The sequence below is a fragment of the Listeria monocytogenes genome (genome assembly GCF_041765605.1).
GTDB lineage: Bacteria > Bacillota > Bacilli > Lactobacillales > Listeriaceae > Listeria > Listeria monocytogenes_D.
In genome coordinates, this window is record NZ_CP168900.1 from 347,959 (window position 1) to 365,003 (window position 17,045).

A 17,045-nucleotide genomic window follows, 5' to 3' on the forward strand; every position below is an offset into this window, starting at 1 on the left:
CCAAATAGAGAAAGAGACGAGTTTTTTTGTCCCAATCTCTATTTAAGTGGCTATTAATTAGCAGCGATGTTTTCTTCTTCGGCTTCTTTTTCTAAAGCGACGAGATTTTTCTCATACACTTTTAGGAATGGGTAGTACATTAGGCCGTTTAAGAAAATCAGGATGAATACGAGAACGATGGCTCGCCAGTCCATGGTGGATAGAAATGCTCCAATTGGTGCGGGCATTTGCCAGGAGAAGACGGCGAACGTTTTTCCGACAATCCCGAAATACATACAAAGATAGGTGATGACACCATTGAATACGGATGTAAAAATGAACGGGAAGAAGAAAATCGGATTCAGCATTAGTGGTGTTCCGAAAATTAGCGGCTCAGAAATTCCGAATATGGAAGGTAAGAAGCCGACTTTCCCGACGGTGCTTAGTTGTTTGGACTTGGATCGCATCATTAAAAAGGCAAGTGCGAGAACGGAACCAGAACCACCGATGATAACGAAATATGTCCAGAATGGTGTCGTGAAAATATTCGTCAAATCTTGTCCAGCCATTTTTTCAGCGGCGTTGATTGAAAGGTTTCCGTCACGAATTGGGCCTAGAATTCCGGCAAGTGCGGCATCGTGCACACCGAAGAACCAGAATAAGTGAACTAGGAAAATACTTAGAATTGTGAATGGTAAGCTATCGGCTGCTTTGAAGCTCGGCGCCATTTTTTCATATAAGAATTGGATGGCAGTTGTGTCTAGCAGGTTGAAAATGATAAAGATAATCGAGAAAAAGGTCATTAAAATAATACCAGGAACTAAGGCTGCGAATGTCTCGGATAGTGAGGCTGGGACGCTATCAGGCATGGTTATTCGACCGACATTTTTCTTGCGCATCCAGTGATAACCTTCTACGGTAACGATGGCGACGAAAATCGAGAGTAATATTCCGCGTCCATCAAGGAAACTGATGTCGACTTCTTTGCCGTCCCAGCCCATTTTGATTGGGTTAAGTACGAGCATAAAGAAACCGGCGATAGAAAACATGAGTGGGCGTAAGAAATCTTCGTGGTAGTGTTTGCATAAATAATACGTGATACCGACGCAAATATATAACGACATGGCGCCAAGTGTAATTCCGCTAATCCAATTTAGGATTAAATCATATTTTTCAGCGAAGTTAGCCCAGGCAAGCAGGAAGCCGTTTTTCGTATCATCTGTTACTGGAGCCGCTTTCAAAATAATCGGAATTGAACCAAACAATGTAATTGGCAGCATGGACATAAAGGCATCTCTGGTTGCTTTCAAATGGCGTTGCTGGCTAAGTTTGTTAGCCAGCGGGGAAATATATTGATCCATTTTTTCGCTAATGGTATTAAATCGCATGTTTTTATCCTCCTATTAATTTCTGGATGTCTTCGTAAACCCCTTTGCCATCCATGATGCCGTATTTTACTGGTGAAATGGCATGGACTGGGACGCTGACGGCCTGTTTAATTTGTGGCATAAGGAAACGGATTTGAGGGCCGATAAGAACGAGGTCGACACCGTCCAAATAATCGGTATACTCGGATTCGCTATAAGCAGTGACGTTTAATGTGTTGCCAGAAGCGGCTTCGATTTTTTTCGCAAGCATTCCTGTAGACATACCAGCATTACAAACTAACATGATATTTTTCATTTTCCTGCTCCTTTTTTAAAATTCTCTTCGTTTGATGAGTTTTCCCTGACTTTCAATCATTTCTTTGAACCAGTAGTAGGAAGCTTTTGGTTTTCTGATTTGGTTGTTTTCGAAATCAACTGCCACAAGTCCGTAACGCTTTTCGACACCATTTTTCCAAGAATAAAGGTCGAACGGAGACCAAGCGTAGTAGCCGCGAACGTCACAACCAGCATCGATTGCGTTGAAAATGGCGTTAATATGGTCATTCATAAAGGCGATTCGGTAGGCATCATCTACTTGTGACACAGAAACGTCTTCGCGAACACCAATGCCGTTTTCTGTCACATAAAGTGGTAATTGATAGCGTTCGTAAGCTTCGATTAAGCCATCTTGTAAGCCTTTTGGATAAATTTCTGTGTCCCATTCGGTTGTTTCGTTGGCGGGATCTTTCACTTGTTCGAACCAGTTTTTGATAAGAACTTTACTTTCGCCTTTTTTACCACTGTGGTTGAATTGTAGCTGAGTTTCGCCGCCAGTGTATGGTTTAACGAGCGTGCGCGAATAGTAATTTAAGCCGATGAAGTCGACAGTGTTTTGTTTAATTGTTTGTAGTTCGTCTGTTTTCATAAAGCTGATGTCGTGCGATTTTGCTAGTTCGGCAATGAGATCAACCGGGAATTCGCCAAGTGCGGCTGTGTCGAGAATCCAGTTGTTGCAATAGTTATCAGCGTAGCGCATCGCAATTTTCGTTTCAATACTTTCATCGACACCGTTCACCGGCGTGTAGCTGTGAACAATACCAATTTGCCCTGGATAGCCACCTTCTTTAAAAGCCTTCACGCCTAAAGCACTCGCGTACATTACATTATAAGCGGCAATCATCGTTTTTTGCGTATCTTGATAACCGGGCGGGTAGTTGCCGATTTTATATCCGTTAGCAACAAACCATTTTGGCTCGTTAAACGTAGTCCAATTCGTGATTTTATCGCCAAAATGGTCATAACAAACCTTGGCATAATGCTCAAATGCAGCACAAACGTCGTGATCCAACCAGCCACCAGTTTCTTCCCAATATTGCGGCAAATCCCAATGATAAAGTGTCACAAACGGCTCAATATCATATTTTTTACACGTATCTAGCAAGTTTTGATAAAATTCGATCCCTTTTAAGTTGATGTCACCTTGCCTATTTTTAATAATTCGCGGCCAAGATAAGGAAAAACGATAGGAATTTTGTCCGCCTTCTTTCATCATCCGAATGTCTTCCTCGTAGCGGTGGTAGTGATCGCTCGCCACATCGCCATTCTCAAGACCTGCTTCGTGCAAGTAGTAGTCCCACATCGATTCCGCCTTGCCATCCACATCCCAAGCACCTTCACATTGATAAGAGGCCGTTGCACCTCCCCATAAAAAGTTATTATTCATTAGATAAACTCCATTTCCATTGATAAATTTCTCCCAGTTCCCGAATCATTTCCACGGCAATATCCGTAGAAGACAAGTGACCTTCCGCATGAACAAGCAGTAAATCCACCTCTCTCATTCGGTTCTCTGAAGATAGTTTTCGCAAAAGTTCCGCGTGCGCTCGGTGCGCCAGTTTAATCTCATCTTTCGCTTCAGTAATTTTCTGCGTGAAAGCTTCGATGTTTTGCTGTTTTACTTCTTTCAGTGCCTCAAAAGCACAACTTTTCGCATTCCCGGCGTGTAAGATGATCGCCATGGAATCCAGTTCTGTTGTTAGTTCGTTGCTATCTGTCACGTAAAGACCTCCTTTTGATTTGTCTTTACTATAGCTGGAAAAATGGGGGAGGTGAAATTATTATTTGCCACTTTGGAAGTGGAAATTGGTTTATTGTAGGTTGGAATTTTTTCGGTACTAGGATATGATTGTAGAGAAGTCGCTAGATTGAGATCAAATGTAGTACTTCATCATTTTTACACAAAAGGAGCGCAACTAGATGAGCAAAAAGTGGATAGGTATTATTTTAGTAAGTGCATTATTTTTATTGATAGGCTGCGGTAAAGTGCCTGTTGAGAACAAAAAAGTTGTTGATGATAAAGAAGTTATAAATAGTAAATTTACAGGAAAATGGAAATTGGAAACGGTTAGTATTGGTAAGATTGATAGAACGGGTTATCGAGAAGTGAATCATGATTATAGTAGAGAATTCGAGATTGATCGTAATGGGATTATAAAAGAAGTGATAGTAGATGATGACGGTGCTAGAACTTTTACCTTTAAAATAAAGTCAAAAGGTGGCGATGAGTATCAGAATGATGGTTCTCTAACTTCTGAAGAAGTTTTTAAATATGAAACAGAAGCCCAAAAAGAGTATGTGAAAAAAGTATTGGAATTAAAAAGAAAAATAGATTTTGTTAAAATTATTAAAAGCGAGCAAAAAGGTAACGAATATTATATAGAAACCGAACAAATGCAGGACCTTACGTTCTTTATGTATTTATCGGACAAAAAATTAATTAAAGAAGCTGTTTACGAAAAAGAGAATTATTCTAGTAAAGATATATATATTAAAAAATAAGCTATAGGTGAAATTTTAAAAAGTGGAAGTAAAATGTTTAGGATAGCATAAGGAATAGGACAAGAATACCCGTTCATTATACAAAAGGAGAGCAACTAGATGAGCAAAAAGTTAGTAAGTATTATTTTTTTAGGGATGTTACTTTTGTTAGCAGGGTGTGGGAAAGCGGTTGTTGATAGTAAATATACTGGGAAATGGAAGTTGGAATCAGTTAGTATAGGTGCTAGTGATGGGACGGATATGAAGGATACGGATGAGTCAAATATGATGAGTCATGATCTGGAAATGAATGCAGCTGGGAATGTAAAAGAATTGTATATATATGATGAATTTGTCCTGACTAATTCTTATAAAATAAAACAAAAAAATGGCAATGAATATCAATATGATGGTCCTGTAACTAGTAAAAAAGTATATGGTTATGAAACAGAAAGTGAAAAAGAAAACGTACAAAAAGCTCTTAAAGCACTTGAAGCTCAGGATGTTATCAAGATAATGAAAAGTGAACAAAAAGGAAATGAGTATCATTTGGATACTAAAGCAGAAAGGGAATATGAGTTTTCTATGGAACTGGAAAATGAGAATTTAATTTTGAAAAAAGTAGATAAAAAAGAGAACGCTATGGTTAAAGAAACGTATAAGAAAAATTAAGTTATAAGAAACGGGAATCCGTTGTAACCATCTATTTTTAAAGGTTTATTTGTAAAGACTATTCTTTTGAGATTTCTCGAGAGGATAGTTTTTTGTTACCGTAGTTAAATTTACAATAGGCTTGAGTTCTAGGTATAATATAGATGAATTTAGAAAGTATATCGTAAAAGGAGTGAACCAAAATGACAACAACACTAAAAACCAGCTACCAGAAAACAGCTTATAAACTAGGCGGAAACGGTCCGCGCAATATTGGTGTTCTTACAGAAGCACTTCAAAATATAGATGATAACCTAGAAAGCGATATTTACGGAAACGGTGCAGTTATTGGGAATTTTGAAACAAAAATTGCGAAAATTCTCGGGAAACAATCTGCAGTATTTTTCCCAAGTGGGACGATGGCTCAGCAAATTGCGTTAAGAATTTGGGCTGACCGGAAAGAGAATCGGTGCGTAGCATATCATCCGCTCTCTCATTTGGAGATTCACGAACAAGACGGGCTAAAAGAATTGCAGCAAATCACGCCAATATTACTTGGTACGGCGAATCGACTTGTGACAATTGACGATATTAAAAGTCTTCGCGAGCCAGTTTCTAGTGTGCTTATCGAACTTCCTCAACGAGAAATTGGTGGGCAACTGCCTTCTTTTGAAGAGCTTGAGGAGATTTCGGATTATTGCCATGAACAGGGTATCTCGTTACATCTGGACGGGGCGCGGTTATGGGAAATCACGCCATTTTATCAGAAGTCTGCGGAAGAAATTTGTGCGCTGTTTGATAGTGTGTATGTGTCGTTTTACAAAGGGATTGGCGGGATTGCTGGGGCGATTTTGGCTGGGAATGATGATTTTGTGCAAGAGGCGAAAATCTGGAAACGGCGGTATGGTGGGGATTTGATTAGTCTGTATCCATATATTTTGTCCGCAGATTATTATTTTGAAAAACGGATTGGGAAAATGGCGGAATATTTTGAGGCGGCGAAAGGATTGGCTGAGCGATTTAATTCGTGTTCGGGCGTGAAGACTGTGCCGGAAGTGCCGGTTTCTAATATGTTTCATGTTTATTTTGAGAAGTCGGCTGATGAGATTGGGGCGATTTTGACGAAGATTCAGGATGAAACTGGCGTTGGGATTTCGGGGTATTTGCAGGAGAAATCGGCGGATGTTTGTGCGTTTGAGGTTTCGGTTGGGGATGCGTTTGCGGAGATACCGGTGGAGATTTTGGAATCTGCTTTTGAATGTTTGGAAAAGGAACTTAAACTATAAATTTGGATATAAAAAGACAAGCTATTTTCTATAGTAGCTTGTCTTTTTTAGTATAAATTATATTTTATTTCGAGTGATTACTTGATCTTCATAAGATTTTAGCTCGGATAGAATTTCATCAATTGTCTTAGTTTTTTCTCTGGGTATTTCTATGGACGTCTCTTCTTTTTCTATAATTTCATCGTAACCTTTTCTAGGTTCTTTAAACATTTTATCAAGTTCTTCAGAGCAACTAAAAATTTTGACGTCTTTACCTGCAGTAAAACTCAGATTTTTATCATTATTTATGTATCCATCAATACTTGTGCCAATAGGATTAAATTCTTCATTGGTGAAAGTAACTGTATTAAAGTCTGGAATATTATATTTAAGATATATCGTTATTTTTTCTTTTTGGTCATTAAAGAAAGCTTGGTCTTTTTTTTCTTGCTCTTGATGTTGCATATAAAAGTAACCTCCTAGAATGGATAACATTGTGACAATTAGCACAATAACTAGTATAATAATTTTAGTTCGTTTTGACATAAAAGACCTCCAGAGATGAAAGGATGATTGATTTGACTACTAAAAAAGCTTTCACTGATGAAGAATATTTCAAGCTTTCCGAGGCTGTTTATCAAGATGGCACATTAAATAGTAAAAAAATTAACATTGAACTAAGTGACAGAACAAAAAGTAATTGGAAAGTAGTATCAAAATTGAATGATAAGGCGACTGATACACAAGCTTTTGCAGTTGTTCCAGAAGAAAAAGGAAAAGATGGAAGAATCTCTTACAACTATAATAACATGGTTTTTGTTTATCGAGGAACAAAAGAGTCAAAAGATTTCGGTAGCGATATTATTAATGTATTTGCAGGTACAAATACAAGAACTAGCTTAGATAGAAAATCAAAAAATCCTTTTCAAGTATCTGAAAAATGGACAAAAGAGGTCCTAAAAGAATTCAATCCTAAAAATCCTACTTCTACTGGTCATAGTTTAGGTGGCGCGCTCTCTCATTATAATTCTATTTTACATGATTTTAATGCAACTACATATGCTGCTCCCAATATTTATCAATTACTACCTGAAGATAAGCAAAAGAAAGTTCGTGAAGGCTTTTATAATAAGTCGATTACTGATTTCACGCATGATGATGACATGATTGGAACTTTTGACCAGTTTGGTTCACCTATCATAGGCTCCCAATATATAGCGGAACGAAATAAAGTAGAAGTTGGAGTCAAAGGAGTTTTTGGAGCCATTCCAGGGCACTACAATGAAACATTTGAAGGCTGTTTTTCTAGCGACGGGACGATGAAGTTAAAAGTAGATGTAGATACTATTATTAGGTATGCTCAGGACATTGACAGGATTATTCATTCGCTGCAAACGAGTAATGATGACTTAGCGAATATTGAAAAAGATCTACAACTAGGTTCCAAGAAAATACAAAATCAATTAGAGGATGAAATAGGGATTGGTGGAGCATATAGTGAATTGTCTACTTGGGATATAGACGATGTTTTAACAGAACTATGTACAAAATATAAAAATGGTGTTTATTGCTTTTATAACCCGGATGAGTTTGAAAGATATTATGAAATGAATCATCATACGTGTAAACTATTGAAAAATTTTCAAATAGAACTTATTGATGCAGCCCAGTCTTTTCGAGAAGCAGATACATATTTAGGAGAATGGATTTCTAATAATAATTAAAGGGAGTGATTAACTATGTATGGCAATACTTATCAACGTGAATATGCCCGTGCAATGGGTGAGACAGCATATGATACGAGCTATCAACTTAAAATTATTGAACGAGAACTCAAGAAAAAAGATTTAACTGAAGGAGAACGTTCGAATTTACTTGCAGCAGAAAGTATTTTGAAAAAACAAGTGCAATTAAAAGTTTTAAATCAAGATGCAAAAAAATTAGTAGAAAAACTAACTCAGCAAACTAGAGATGAAATGAATATGATTCAAATAGAAAATGAAAAAATTGGAGATGAATTAAAATTTATTCAAGATAAATTAGCGGATGCATTTGAATCCAGAACTGCAAAAGCTGTTCAAAGTTGGATGAGGAATATTCGGGAAGAAGAATTGGAAGAGCAAAAAGAGGTTCTTGTTATTTGTAAAGAAAGTATCAGAATGGATTAATATAGCGATGAAAACTAAATGAAGTCTAGTCTTGTGGACCAATACATGAAATTGTGTTGGTTTTTTGCATATTCAAAAGTTGATTTTTAGTTTATTTATGTATTATTTCACTTAATTTGACAAAAAGTATGTTTTTATATCTTTTTGATGCTGTTTTTAATGGTCAAATGTAAATAATTAGTCACATTTAGAATCATTATTTCTACTATAATAGAACTAGGAAGATAAATTTAATATAAAGAATATATGGGGGATGGAAGTATGAGCATTATTAATAGTAATTTTAGAAGTTTAGGGTCATACATAATGGAGAATGTTTACAAAATACCGGATTATCAAAGGGAATACTCTTGGGAAGAAACTGAGTTAGAAGACTTATGGATGGATTTAAGTCAAATCATAAATGGTGAAACTGAAAGTCATTTTTTTGGACAAATTGTAATACACATCGATAAAAAAGTAGATGAAAAACTTATTATTGATGGACAACAAAGAACAAGTACAACGGTTATTTTGTTAGCAGCAATGAGAGATTTATTTATAAAAATACATGATTATGGTTGGGAAGATGCGCGTTTTGATGCTGAGGACATTACTACGAAATTTATTGGGAGATATACTCAAACTAGAGATGAACGTAAATTAATACTTGGTGAGAATGATAAAGAATACTTTTCAAATAGAATTCAATTTATGACGCCAGAAACAAAAAAGAAGCAAAAGTTAACTAACTCACAAAAAAGAATAGATTTTGCTTATGACTATTTTTATAAAAAACTAGAAAAATCCATGGACTCAGCTGAAACTTTGGAGAATAAATATACAGTTTTAAAAGAGTTTTTTAGTACTTTTACTGAAAAATGCTCTGTTATGTTTGTAGAAACAGATGACATAAATGAAGCTTTTATTATTTTTGAGACATTAAATGCTAGAGGAAGAGATTTAGAGACAGCTGACTTATTGAAGAATCATTTGTTTAGAGTTGCGAATAAGAAAATTGATGTTGTAAAAGAAGAATGGAAACAAATGCTAGAATTTCTTGGGAAGATTGATACTACTAAGTATATTCGGCATTTTTGGAATTCCCAAAATTCATTTATTAGAGAAAAAGATTTGTATAAAGTAATAAGAAAAAAAATAACAACACCATTAGAAGCTAATAATTTTATGAAAGATTTACTCAAACTATCTGAAGTATATAGTGGTATGGTTAATCCAGCAGAAGATAATTTCTTTGATGCGAATATCCAAAAAGTATTAGCTGATATAAATATACTTGGAGCAAAATCTTTTTATCCTATAATATTAGCAATGGTGAAGAAAGGCTATGACTTTAAAGAGATATATGAAGTCCTTTCATGCATTGAAGTATTAGTGGTAAGGAATTTCGTGGTGTCAGGCTTAGTTGCAAATAAATATGAAATAGAGTTTTCGAAAATTGCTTTTAGAATTTATCAAGAAGATATTGAAGATTTCACCGAGATTATGAGCTTATTACGAAAAAATATTGTAGCAGATAACGATTTTTTACATAATTTTTCCAGTTTTGAGATCAAAAATAAGCCTAGTATAAGATACATTTTGAAAAAGATTAATGATAGTTACTCGAAGGAACTTACTGTGTTAGATGATAACAATAAAGTTCATATTGAACATATTATGCCTGTAAAAGCGACTGATTGGGACATTATTAAAGAAGATCATGGTGAGTATCTATGGAAATTGGGCAATCTTACTTTACTTGGTGGGGAATATAATAAAAAATCTACTAATAAAATATTTAATGAGAAAAAAGAAGTATATGAGTATTCGCAAGTACAGTTGACGAAAGAATTGTTGGATTATGAAGAGTGGACCGTAGAGACAATTCAAGAACGACAAAAAATCTTAGCCGAGGTTGCAGTTAATATTTGGAAGGTTTGATATGTTTATGCTGAGCTAGATAATTGAAGCATGTTAAAGTAATTATTTAACGAAGATAATTACTATACTCTGAAATATGCTTTGGTTAGTTAATTAATTTTTGTGTTATTTCATTTGATAGATACTCACTGTTTGTTTCTTAAATTTATAATCATATGTAGTTGATTAAATAAGCCTCTTAAAGTTAGTTTTTTTGTCTAACTTTAAGAGGCTTATTACTTCATATTTCTAGTTAGTTCTATATGTATTTTAATCAGTGAAGGCCTCAAATAAATATGCAGAAATCTCTTCTTCTAAATTATTGGGATTTGGAATTAATATTTTTTGGACTTGTAGTCTATTTTCATTGAAATAACGAGATAAGTCTGGTTTGTCCGAAAGATTTTCATACTCATTCTCTGTGATAATCAAGTTTATTTTGGTAGCATCTTCTGGTATCTCATTCATTTGTAAATATTTTTGAAAGACTACTTCTGGATGTGATAATTCCCACATTCCTCTTAATCGTAAATTTGAATTACCGAGTGGATCCACTTTTTTTATCCGACCAAATTCTTTAGTATCAACGAATATTGCATCCGGAAGATCTACTACAGCTTCTTTAATACTTTCTTTTAAATCTAAATATATGGATTCTCTTGCAATAAAAGTGTTACCATATGCTAACCATAATCTATAAAGTTTATCATCTTTTTCATTCAGATTACCTACTACATATACAATTTCTTTTTTCTCCCACTGTGATTCCATAATCAATTCTTTAATAGGAAGGTTTTGAGTATCTGGATAGATATATGCTTTAGGAAATGAACTATTAAGCGCTAAATTACCAACGCCTTTTCCATTCATTTTTTTAGGTTCAACCCCTACACCTTCCTTAATGATAAAATCAGGAAAGTTAGAGCTATTACCTTTCCAACTTAAATATTTATCATAGTGTTTTTCTTTTTCAATTTGATGAGAATATGCAGATGCTCCAGTACAAAACATATCTTTCACAAAAAATTCTAATGAGTCTCCTGCTGCATTTGCAGCACCATTACCTCTGAAAATTGGTGTTAATCTACAAGAATTTCTCTCTAGTATATTACTTAAAGCAATTAACACATTTGAATATTCACTCATTTAATATCACCATAGCCTTTTATTTAGTAAGTAGCTTTCTATATTATCTCATGAAATAATGTACTGGCCAATACAAAAAAAATATGTTATGATTAATTATTATATTTACTAGATAGGAGGTTAGAACTTGAAAAATATGATTACTGAATCTAAATTCACTTCATCTTCAACGTTGTCAACTCAAGAAATAAAAAAAGTGCTTTTTTCAAAAATTGAAGATGAAAATAAAAAAATTAAAAATCTTTCTGTTCCTGAAATTGACTACTCAAATATTAATTATGATAATAAGAAAGTTAATGTAGTTAGCCTTTTTTCAGGGGCAGGTGGACTTGACCTAGGATTAGAGTTAGCTGGCGTTTATGCAAAAAAAGAACAAAAAGAACAGCCTTTAGAACTTTTAAATAATTATCCCCGATACAAAGAGATTAGAAAAGAAAGTTTGTTTAATATTATATACTCAAATGATATGTTCAAAGAAGCTAATGAAACATATTTAGCTAACTTTCAAAGTAATATTTTAAAACAAGAATTAGATATTCGAAAAATACCTAATTTCCCTAAATGTGAATTAATGATAGGTGGATTTCCTTGTCCAGGTTTCTCCGCAGCAGGTCCTAGATTAATTGACGATGAAAGAAACTTTTTATATATCCACTTTATTCGCGCGCTTATGCAAAGTCAACCTGATTTTTTTGTAGCAGAAAATGTTAAAGGACTAATGACTTTAGCAAAAGGAGAAGTTTTTAACCAGGTTGTTCAAGATTTTTCATCAGCAGGATACAAAGTGAAAGCATTTCTTGTTAATTCAAGAGATTATGGAGTTCCACAGCTAAGAGAGCGTGTTTTCTTAATTGGTACGCATGAAACTAAGCAACCTAATTTTGAGTATATCCTACCGCCTCCAACAAACGGTACAAAAAAAGGATTGTTACCATTTGTCACTCTAAGAGATTCTATTTTTGATTTATTAGATAAACCAGGAGATTTTTATGAAGGAAGCTTTTCCTCTATGTATTTATCAAGAAATAGAAAAAAAACATGGGAAGAACAAAGTTTTACGATTCAGGCTTCTGGACGACAAGCTCCATTACATCCATCTGGTAAGCCAATGGAGAAACTGGATAAAGATATTTGGAAATTAGTAGGTAATACAAATAGAAGATTGTCTGTGAAAGAAATCGCAAGAATCCAAACTTTTCCTGACTGGTTTGAGTTTTCGACAGGAGGAAATATTAAAGCTTCAAAGAATCATAGATTAAATCAACAATATAAGCAAATTGGAAATGCGGTTCCAGTTAAACTAGCATTTGAAATGTTACTTCCTATTGCTAAATATATGAATGAGCAAAAAAATAGATGTTAGTAAAAAATGTGTATCAAGGAATTTGATCTACTAGCATGCAATAAGCATCGATTGTTTAATTAACTTAATTGGAATTAAACAATCGATGCTTTTGCATGAGAGAAAGAGTATCTAAATAAAGAAATAATAGCTATTCATTTACAATCACCACGAATAATAGTTCAATTCCAAGAAAGTCATCAATGCTTCTTTTTTATTACTCTCAAATATTCCATAGTTCTTATATCTATTTCTGATAATATAAAGTGATATAGTATGAGAGGGAAATCTGAAAATTGTTATCTAAGTAGAGTATTTTCAATACAGTGTGATTTTTTTTAAGAATTTCCATTGTGACTATAGATCTAGTCTATCTATTTATTTTGAGAACTTTGATAAAATTAAGTTAACAGTTTTAAGTGAATTATGTTAAATATTAAAATTAAAAGGAGACCCACCCATGCCAAAACTAATCATCGACGCAGACGATTTCGGTCTATCCAAAGCCATCAACCACGGCATCATCGAAAGCTACAAAACTGGCATCACCACATCCACTTTACTCATGCCGAACCTAGAAACTGCCGAGCACGCAATCGCTCTCGCAAAAGACCACCCAGACCTATTCATCGGGCAACACACAAATTTCTTACTCGGGAAACCATGCGCGAACCCGGCGGAAATCCCATCACTTGTCGACGAAAACGGGGAATTCCATCGTTCCAAATACTACCGCGCCAACACAGAACTGAAATTCCAATACGAAGATGTGCGAACGGAAACGATTGCTCAAATGGAACGGTTCAAAGCGCTAACTGGTCATTACCCAGAGCATATCGACTGCCACTCAATCGGTGATGAAACGGTTGATCAAGCTTTCTTTGATATTGCGCATGAGTTCGGGATTCACACCACTTTAAAATACAGCGGTGATAAAAAATGGCCAGATCAGGAAGGTTATTTACCAATTATTAAACTGCTCGAGTCGGGCGCACTCCCCTACACAAATGGTGGTGTCTCGGTTGAGAACTTCCTTAACGATGATTTCGGATTATTAAAATTGGCACCAAACGAAATCGCTGAGATGCATTTTGATGTCGGTTTTTTGGATCAATTTGTGCTGGATAATTCTTCTTATACGTTGATGCGGTGCCGTGAGCTTGCGACGATTTGTGACGCGCGGGTGCGGGATTGGCTTCTTGAAAATGGGTTTGAGCTTATTACGTTTGGGGATTTACAGCGGTAAAACTCTATGTTATGATGAACGCAACTTAATAAGAAAAACTAGGGGGGCCGATTCTGGCTGAGATAGGAAGGTAATGCTTTCTGACCCTTTGAACCTGTTTGTTAGTGCAAGCGTAGGGAAGTGAATGTGAAAGTGACCGGAAAATTTATCGCGGCTGCTGTTTCTTTGCTTATGCTAAGGGACAGTGGGCGCTTTTTTTATTGTTCAAAAGGAGGAGTTTGCATGTTTGTTCACAGTTTTCAAGAAGAAGTAGGGGATTTATGGCAAGAAACGTTACAGCATCCATTTGTGCGGAGTTTGGCGGATGGGACGCTTGAGAAGGAGGCGTTTTACTATTATTTGCTCCAGGATGATTATTACTTGTCGCATTTTGAGAAGGTGATTGAGAAAAGTGTGGAACAGGCGGGGACGGCGGAACTTGCTGCGGAAATGAGGGAAGTACAAAGGCGGCTTCGGCAGTCGGAGTTGTTGATGCGCGAACAGTTTTATCCGCGGGTTGGGCTAACGGAGCGCGATTTTTCCGAGCGCAAACCGGCGCCAACAGCTTATCATTATACTTCTCATCTTTACCGGATGGCGGATTTTGGCAGTTTTGGGGTGACGATTGCTTCCCTTTTGCCGTGTTATGCGCTTTATGCGGATATGGGGAAAATGTACGAAGGGGCGCGGAGTTCGGAGCCATTTTATCAAGAGTTGTTGGATAGTTATGTGGATGAAAATTATCAAAAAGTGGTGTTGCAGCAGAAACGGTTGGTGGAACAGGCGGCGAGTATGGCGGATGCGCGGGAACTGGCTCTCATGAAGCAGGCTTTTCAAATTAGTGTGGAAATGGAATGGGCGTTTTTTGATATGGCTTATAAAAAACAAAATTGGCGTGGGAGTGTGAATTATGTTTGATTTTATGACGTTGGAAAAGGTGCGGGAAAAAGGGCCGTTGGTACATAATATTACGAATATCGTGGTTGCGAATGACTCGGCGAACGGCTTGCTTGCGATTGGTGCGTCACCGATTATGGCTTCTGCGAAAGAGGAAATGGATGAACTTGCGAAAATGGCAGATGTGCTCGTGATTAATATTGGGACGCTGGACGGTGAACTGGTGGAAGCGATGAAAATTGCTGGACGTGCGGCAAATGTTGCTGGAACGCCGGTTGTGCTTGATCCGGTCGGTGTTGGCGCGACTTCATACCGTCGTAAAGTGGTGCAAGAATTATTGGCTGAAATTCAGTTTACGGCGATTCGTGGAAATGCGGGAGAGCTTGCTGCAATTGCTGGTGAAGCTTGGGAAGCGAAAGGCGTGGATGCGGGTGTTGGTTCGGCGGATGTGCTGAGCATTGCTGAAAAAGTGGCGAATGAATGGAGCACGGTTGTTATTATTAGCGGCGAAGTAGATGTGATTTCGGACGGAACTCGTTTTGCAAAAGTGGCTAATGGTAGCGCACTGCTTCCAAGAATTACTGGTTCTGGTTGTTTGCTCAGTGCAGTTTGCGGTAGTTTTATTGCCGTTCAGGATGATGCTTTTCGAGCTAGTGTCGAAGCATGCGCGAGTTATGCGGTGGCTTCTGAATATGCGGAACTCGAGTTAGAAAGAAAACTTCCAGGTTCATTTCGACCACTATTTTTAGATGCGCTTGCTAGTTGGTCGGTCGAAAAAACGCATGCCAAAGCTAAAATCCAAGAAAGTGGTGAACACAAATGATTTTCCCACAAGTGTTAACGATAGCTGGTTCAGATTCTGGCGGCGGCGCGGGGATACAAGCGGATATCAAGACATTTCAAGAGCGCAAAACTTTTGGTATGTCCGTCATCACGGCAATCACGGCACAAAACACGCTAGGTGTAAAAGCAGTGCATAAAATCCCAGTAGAAATGATTCGTGAACAGTGTGACGCGATTGCAGAGGATTTCCAAGTGAGCGCCGTGAAAACTGGAATGCTAGCAGATGCAGAAATTATCCGGGAAGTGGCGCGGAATATACATTTGCACAACTTCCAAAATATCGTTATTGATCCCGTGATGATTGCAAAAGGTGGTACTGCTTTGCTTGAAAACGAGGCGACACAAGTGTTGAAAGATAAGCTTTTGCCACTTGGTACGATAATTACGCCGAACATTCCAGAAGCCGAAGAAATTCTAGGCGAAAAAATCACAACCAAGGCAGAAATTGAACAAGCTGCTAAGAAAATTTTTGATTTAGGTGTAAAAGCGGTTGTTATTAAAGGTGGGCATAGCGAAATGAGTGAGGCGGCTGATTTTTACTATGATGGCGAAACGACAAAATGGCTGACGAGCGAGCGCTTTGATACACCACATACGCACGGGACGGGTTGCACTTTTTCGGCATGTATTGCAGCTGAACTTGCGAAAGGGAATTCGCTTTTGGACAGTGTCATGGTTGCGAAAGAATTTATCACAAGTGCGATTAAATATCCGCTTGGAATTGGTCACGGTCATGGTCCAACCAACCATTTTGCTTACCGATTGGAGGATGGGAAATGAGAGCTGAACTAGCTGTATATTTTATCGCTGGAACGCAAGATATTGTTCGTGGAACGTTGCCAGGTGTGTTAGAAGAAGCACTGAAAGCCGGAATTACTTGTTTTCAATATCGCGAAAAAGGAGTAGGCTCACTCCAAACTGCCTCCGAAAGAAAAGAAATGGCGCTAGAATGCCAACAATTATGCGCAAAATATCAAGTGCCATTCATTATTAACGATGATGTTGCCCTAGCCCTCGAAATCGGTGCGGACGGCATCCATGTTGGGCAAAACGACGAGGGAATTCGTCAAGTTATCGCGAGTTGTGCCGGGAAAATGAAAATCGGACTTTCCGTTCATTCGGTTAGTGAAGCAGCGGAAGCAGAACGACTTGGTGCGGTGGATTATATCGGCGTTGGGCCCATTTTTCCCACGATTTCAAAAGCGGATGCAGAGCCAGTGAGTGGAACGGCAATTTTGGAAGAAATTCGCCGGGCTGGAATTAAGCTACCAATTGTCGGGATTGGCGGAATTAATGAAAAAAATTCAGCCGAGGTTCTCACAGCAGGTGCGGACGGGGTATCGGTTATTTCAGCGATTACTCGGTCGGATGATTGCTACTCCGTTATCAAGCAATTAAAAAACCCAGGTTCCCCCTCTTAAAAAGGGCAAACCTGGGTTTCTC

Annotated in this window: 18 protein-coding genes and 1 riboswitch; of the genes, 12 read left to right on the plus strand and 6 right to left on the minus strand. The window is 37.1% G+C overall.

Annotated elements, in window-relative coordinates; all coding sequences use genetic code 11:
• Positions 1–53 precede the first annotated feature (53 nt).
• Genes AB2Q86_RS01715 through AB2Q86_RS01730 form a run of 4 tightly spaced genes read right to left on the minus strand, consistent with a single transcriptional unit; the run spans position 54 to position 3,403 of the window.
• Positions 54–1,367, minus strand: a complete 1,314-nt coding sequence (locus tag AB2Q86_RS01715) for a PTS sugar transporter subunit IIC (RefSeq protein WP_003724230.1) — start codon at positions 1,365–1,367, stop codon at positions 54–56.
• Between the two features lie 4 nt (positions 1,368–1,371).
• The gene (locus AB2Q86_RS01720) at positions 1,372–1,662 is read right to left on the minus strand and encodes a PTS sugar transporter subunit IIB (protein WP_003722919.1); all 291 of its coding nucleotides are present in this window, start codon (positions 1,660–1,662) and stop codon (positions 1,372–1,374) included.
• Between the two features lie 15 nt (positions 1,663–1,677).
• Positions 1,678–3,069 carry a glycoside hydrolase family 1 protein gene (locus AB2Q86_RS01725; RefSeq protein ID WP_012582032.1) on the minus strand — a complete coding sequence of 464 codons (1,392 nt, stop codon included), beginning with the start codon at positions 3,067–3,069 and terminating at the stop codon, positions 1,678–1,680.
• Positions 3,062–3,403, minus strand: coding sequence for a PTS lactose/cellobiose transporter subunit IIA (locus tag AB2Q86_RS01730; protein WP_003722921.1), 342 nt, complete (start codon positions 3,401–3,403; stop codon positions 3,062–3,064). The genes AB2Q86_RS01725 and AB2Q86_RS01730 overlap by 8 nt, the downstream gene beginning before the upstream one ends.
• Positions 3,404–3,602: 199 nt before the next feature.
• Here AB2Q86_RS01730 and AB2Q86_RS01735 point away from each other — a divergent pair, with 199 nt between their 5' ends.
• The 3 genes from AB2Q86_RS01735 to AB2Q86_RS01745 all read left to right on the plus strand — a co-directional run bounded on the left by AB2Q86_RS01735 (position 3,603) and on the right by AB2Q86_RS01745 (position 6,100).
• Positions 3,603–4,184, plus strand: a complete 582-nt coding sequence (locus tag AB2Q86_RS01735; RefSeq protein WP_012582031.1) for a hypothetical protein — start codon at positions 3,603–3,605, stop codon at positions 4,182–4,184.
• 99 nt (positions 4,185–4,283) lie between these two features.
• The gene (locus tag AB2Q86_RS01740) at positions 4,284–4,835 is read left to right on the plus strand and encodes a hypothetical protein (protein ID WP_012582030.1); all 552 of its coding nucleotides are present in this window, start codon (positions 4,284–4,286) and stop codon (positions 4,833–4,835) included.
• A 182-nt stretch (positions 4,836–5,017) separates the two neighbouring features.
• Complete coding sequence (locus AB2Q86_RS01745; protein WP_012582029.1) at positions 5,018–6,100, plus strand: low specificity L-threonine aldolase; 1,083 nt, start codon at positions 5,018–5,020, stop codon at positions 6,098–6,100.
• Positions 6,101–6,157: 57 nt separating this feature from the next.
• Here the strand turns inward: AB2Q86_RS01745 and AB2Q86_RS01750 are convergent, their stop codons facing one another.
• Complete coding sequence (locus AB2Q86_RS01750; protein WP_003728040.1) at positions 6,158–6,544, minus strand: DUF1433 domain-containing protein; 387 nt, start codon at positions 6,542–6,544, stop codon at positions 6,158–6,160.
• A 113-nt stretch (positions 6,545–6,657) separates the two neighbouring features.
• On the opposite strand from AB2Q86_RS01750, the gene AB2Q86_RS01755 reads away from it, so the two are divergent.
• The 3 genes from AB2Q86_RS01755 to AB2Q86_RS01765 all read left to right on the plus strand — a co-directional run bounded on the left by AB2Q86_RS01755 (position 6,658) and on the right by AB2Q86_RS01765 (position 10,170).
• Positions 6,658–7,803, plus strand: a complete 1,146-nt coding sequence (locus AB2Q86_RS01755) for a hypothetical protein (protein ID WP_012582028.1) — start codon at positions 6,658–6,660, stop codon at positions 7,801–7,803.
• A gap of 15 nt (positions 7,804–7,818) precedes the next feature.
• Positions 7,819–8,247 (plus strand): hypothetical protein, encoded by a 429-nt coding sequence (locus AB2Q86_RS01760; protein ID WP_012582027.1) that lies wholly within the window; start codon positions 7,819–7,821, stop codon positions 8,245–8,247.
• 261 nt (positions 8,248–8,508) lie between these two features.
• On the plus strand, positions 8,509–10,170 hold the full coding sequence (locus AB2Q86_RS01765; protein ID WP_012582026.1) for a DUF262 domain-containing protein: 1,662 nt from the start codon (positions 8,509–8,511) through the stop codon (positions 10,168–10,170).
• 249 nt (positions 10,171–10,419) lie between these two features.
• Here the strand turns inward: AB2Q86_RS01765 and AB2Q86_RS01770 are convergent, their stop codons facing one another.
• Positions 10,420–11,295 carry an NgoPII family restriction endonuclease gene (locus tag AB2Q86_RS01770; RefSeq protein ID WP_003729127.1) on the minus strand — a complete coding sequence of 292 codons (876 nt, stop codon included), beginning with the start codon at positions 11,293–11,295 and terminating at the stop codon, positions 10,420–10,422.
• Positions 11,296–11,422: 127 nt separating this feature from the next.
• Here AB2Q86_RS01770 and AB2Q86_RS01775 point away from each other — a divergent pair, with 127 nt between their 5' ends.
• From AB2Q86_RS01775 to thiE, 6 genes are all read left to right on the plus strand, one after another.
• Positions 11,423–12,658 (plus strand): DNA cytosine methyltransferase, encoded by a 1,236-nt coding sequence (locus tag AB2Q86_RS01775; protein WP_012582025.1) that lies wholly within the window; start codon positions 11,423–11,425, stop codon positions 12,656–12,658.
• A gap of 439 nt (positions 12,659–13,097) precedes the next feature.
• Complete coding sequence (locus AB2Q86_RS01780) at positions 13,098–13,883, plus strand: ChbG/HpnK family deacetylase (RefSeq protein ID WP_012582024.1); 786 nt, start codon at positions 13,098–13,100, stop codon at positions 13,881–13,883.
• A gap of 30 nt (positions 13,884–13,913) precedes the next feature.
• Positions 13,914–14,019, plus strand: a riboswitch (TPP riboswitch).
• A gap of 86 nt (positions 14,020–14,105) precedes the next feature.
• Positions 14,106–14,780 (plus strand): thiaminase II, encoded by a 675-nt coding sequence (gene tenA / locus AB2Q86_RS01785; protein WP_012582023.1) that lies wholly within the window; start codon positions 14,106–14,108, stop codon positions 14,778–14,780.
• Entirely contained in the window at positions 14,773–15,582 is an 810-nt protein-coding gene (gene thiM, locus AB2Q86_RS01790; protein WP_012582022.1) for a hydroxyethylthiazole kinase, read from the plus strand. The genes tenA and thiM overlap by 8 nt, the downstream gene beginning before the upstream one ends.
• A complete protein-coding gene (thiD, locus tag AB2Q86_RS01795; RefSeq protein ID WP_012582021.1) occupies positions 15,579–16,382 on the plus strand; it encodes a bifunctional hydroxymethylpyrimidine kinase/phosphomethylpyrimidine kinase in 804 nt (267 codons plus the stop codon). Before thiM ends, thiD begins: the two co-directional genes overlap by 4 nt.
• Entirely contained in the window at positions 16,379–17,023 is a 645-nt protein-coding gene (gene thiE, locus AB2Q86_RS01800; protein WP_012582020.1) for a thiamine phosphate synthase, read from the plus strand. Before thiD ends, thiE begins: the two co-directional genes overlap by 4 nt.
• The last annotated feature ends 22 nt before the right edge of the window (positions 17,024–17,045 follow it).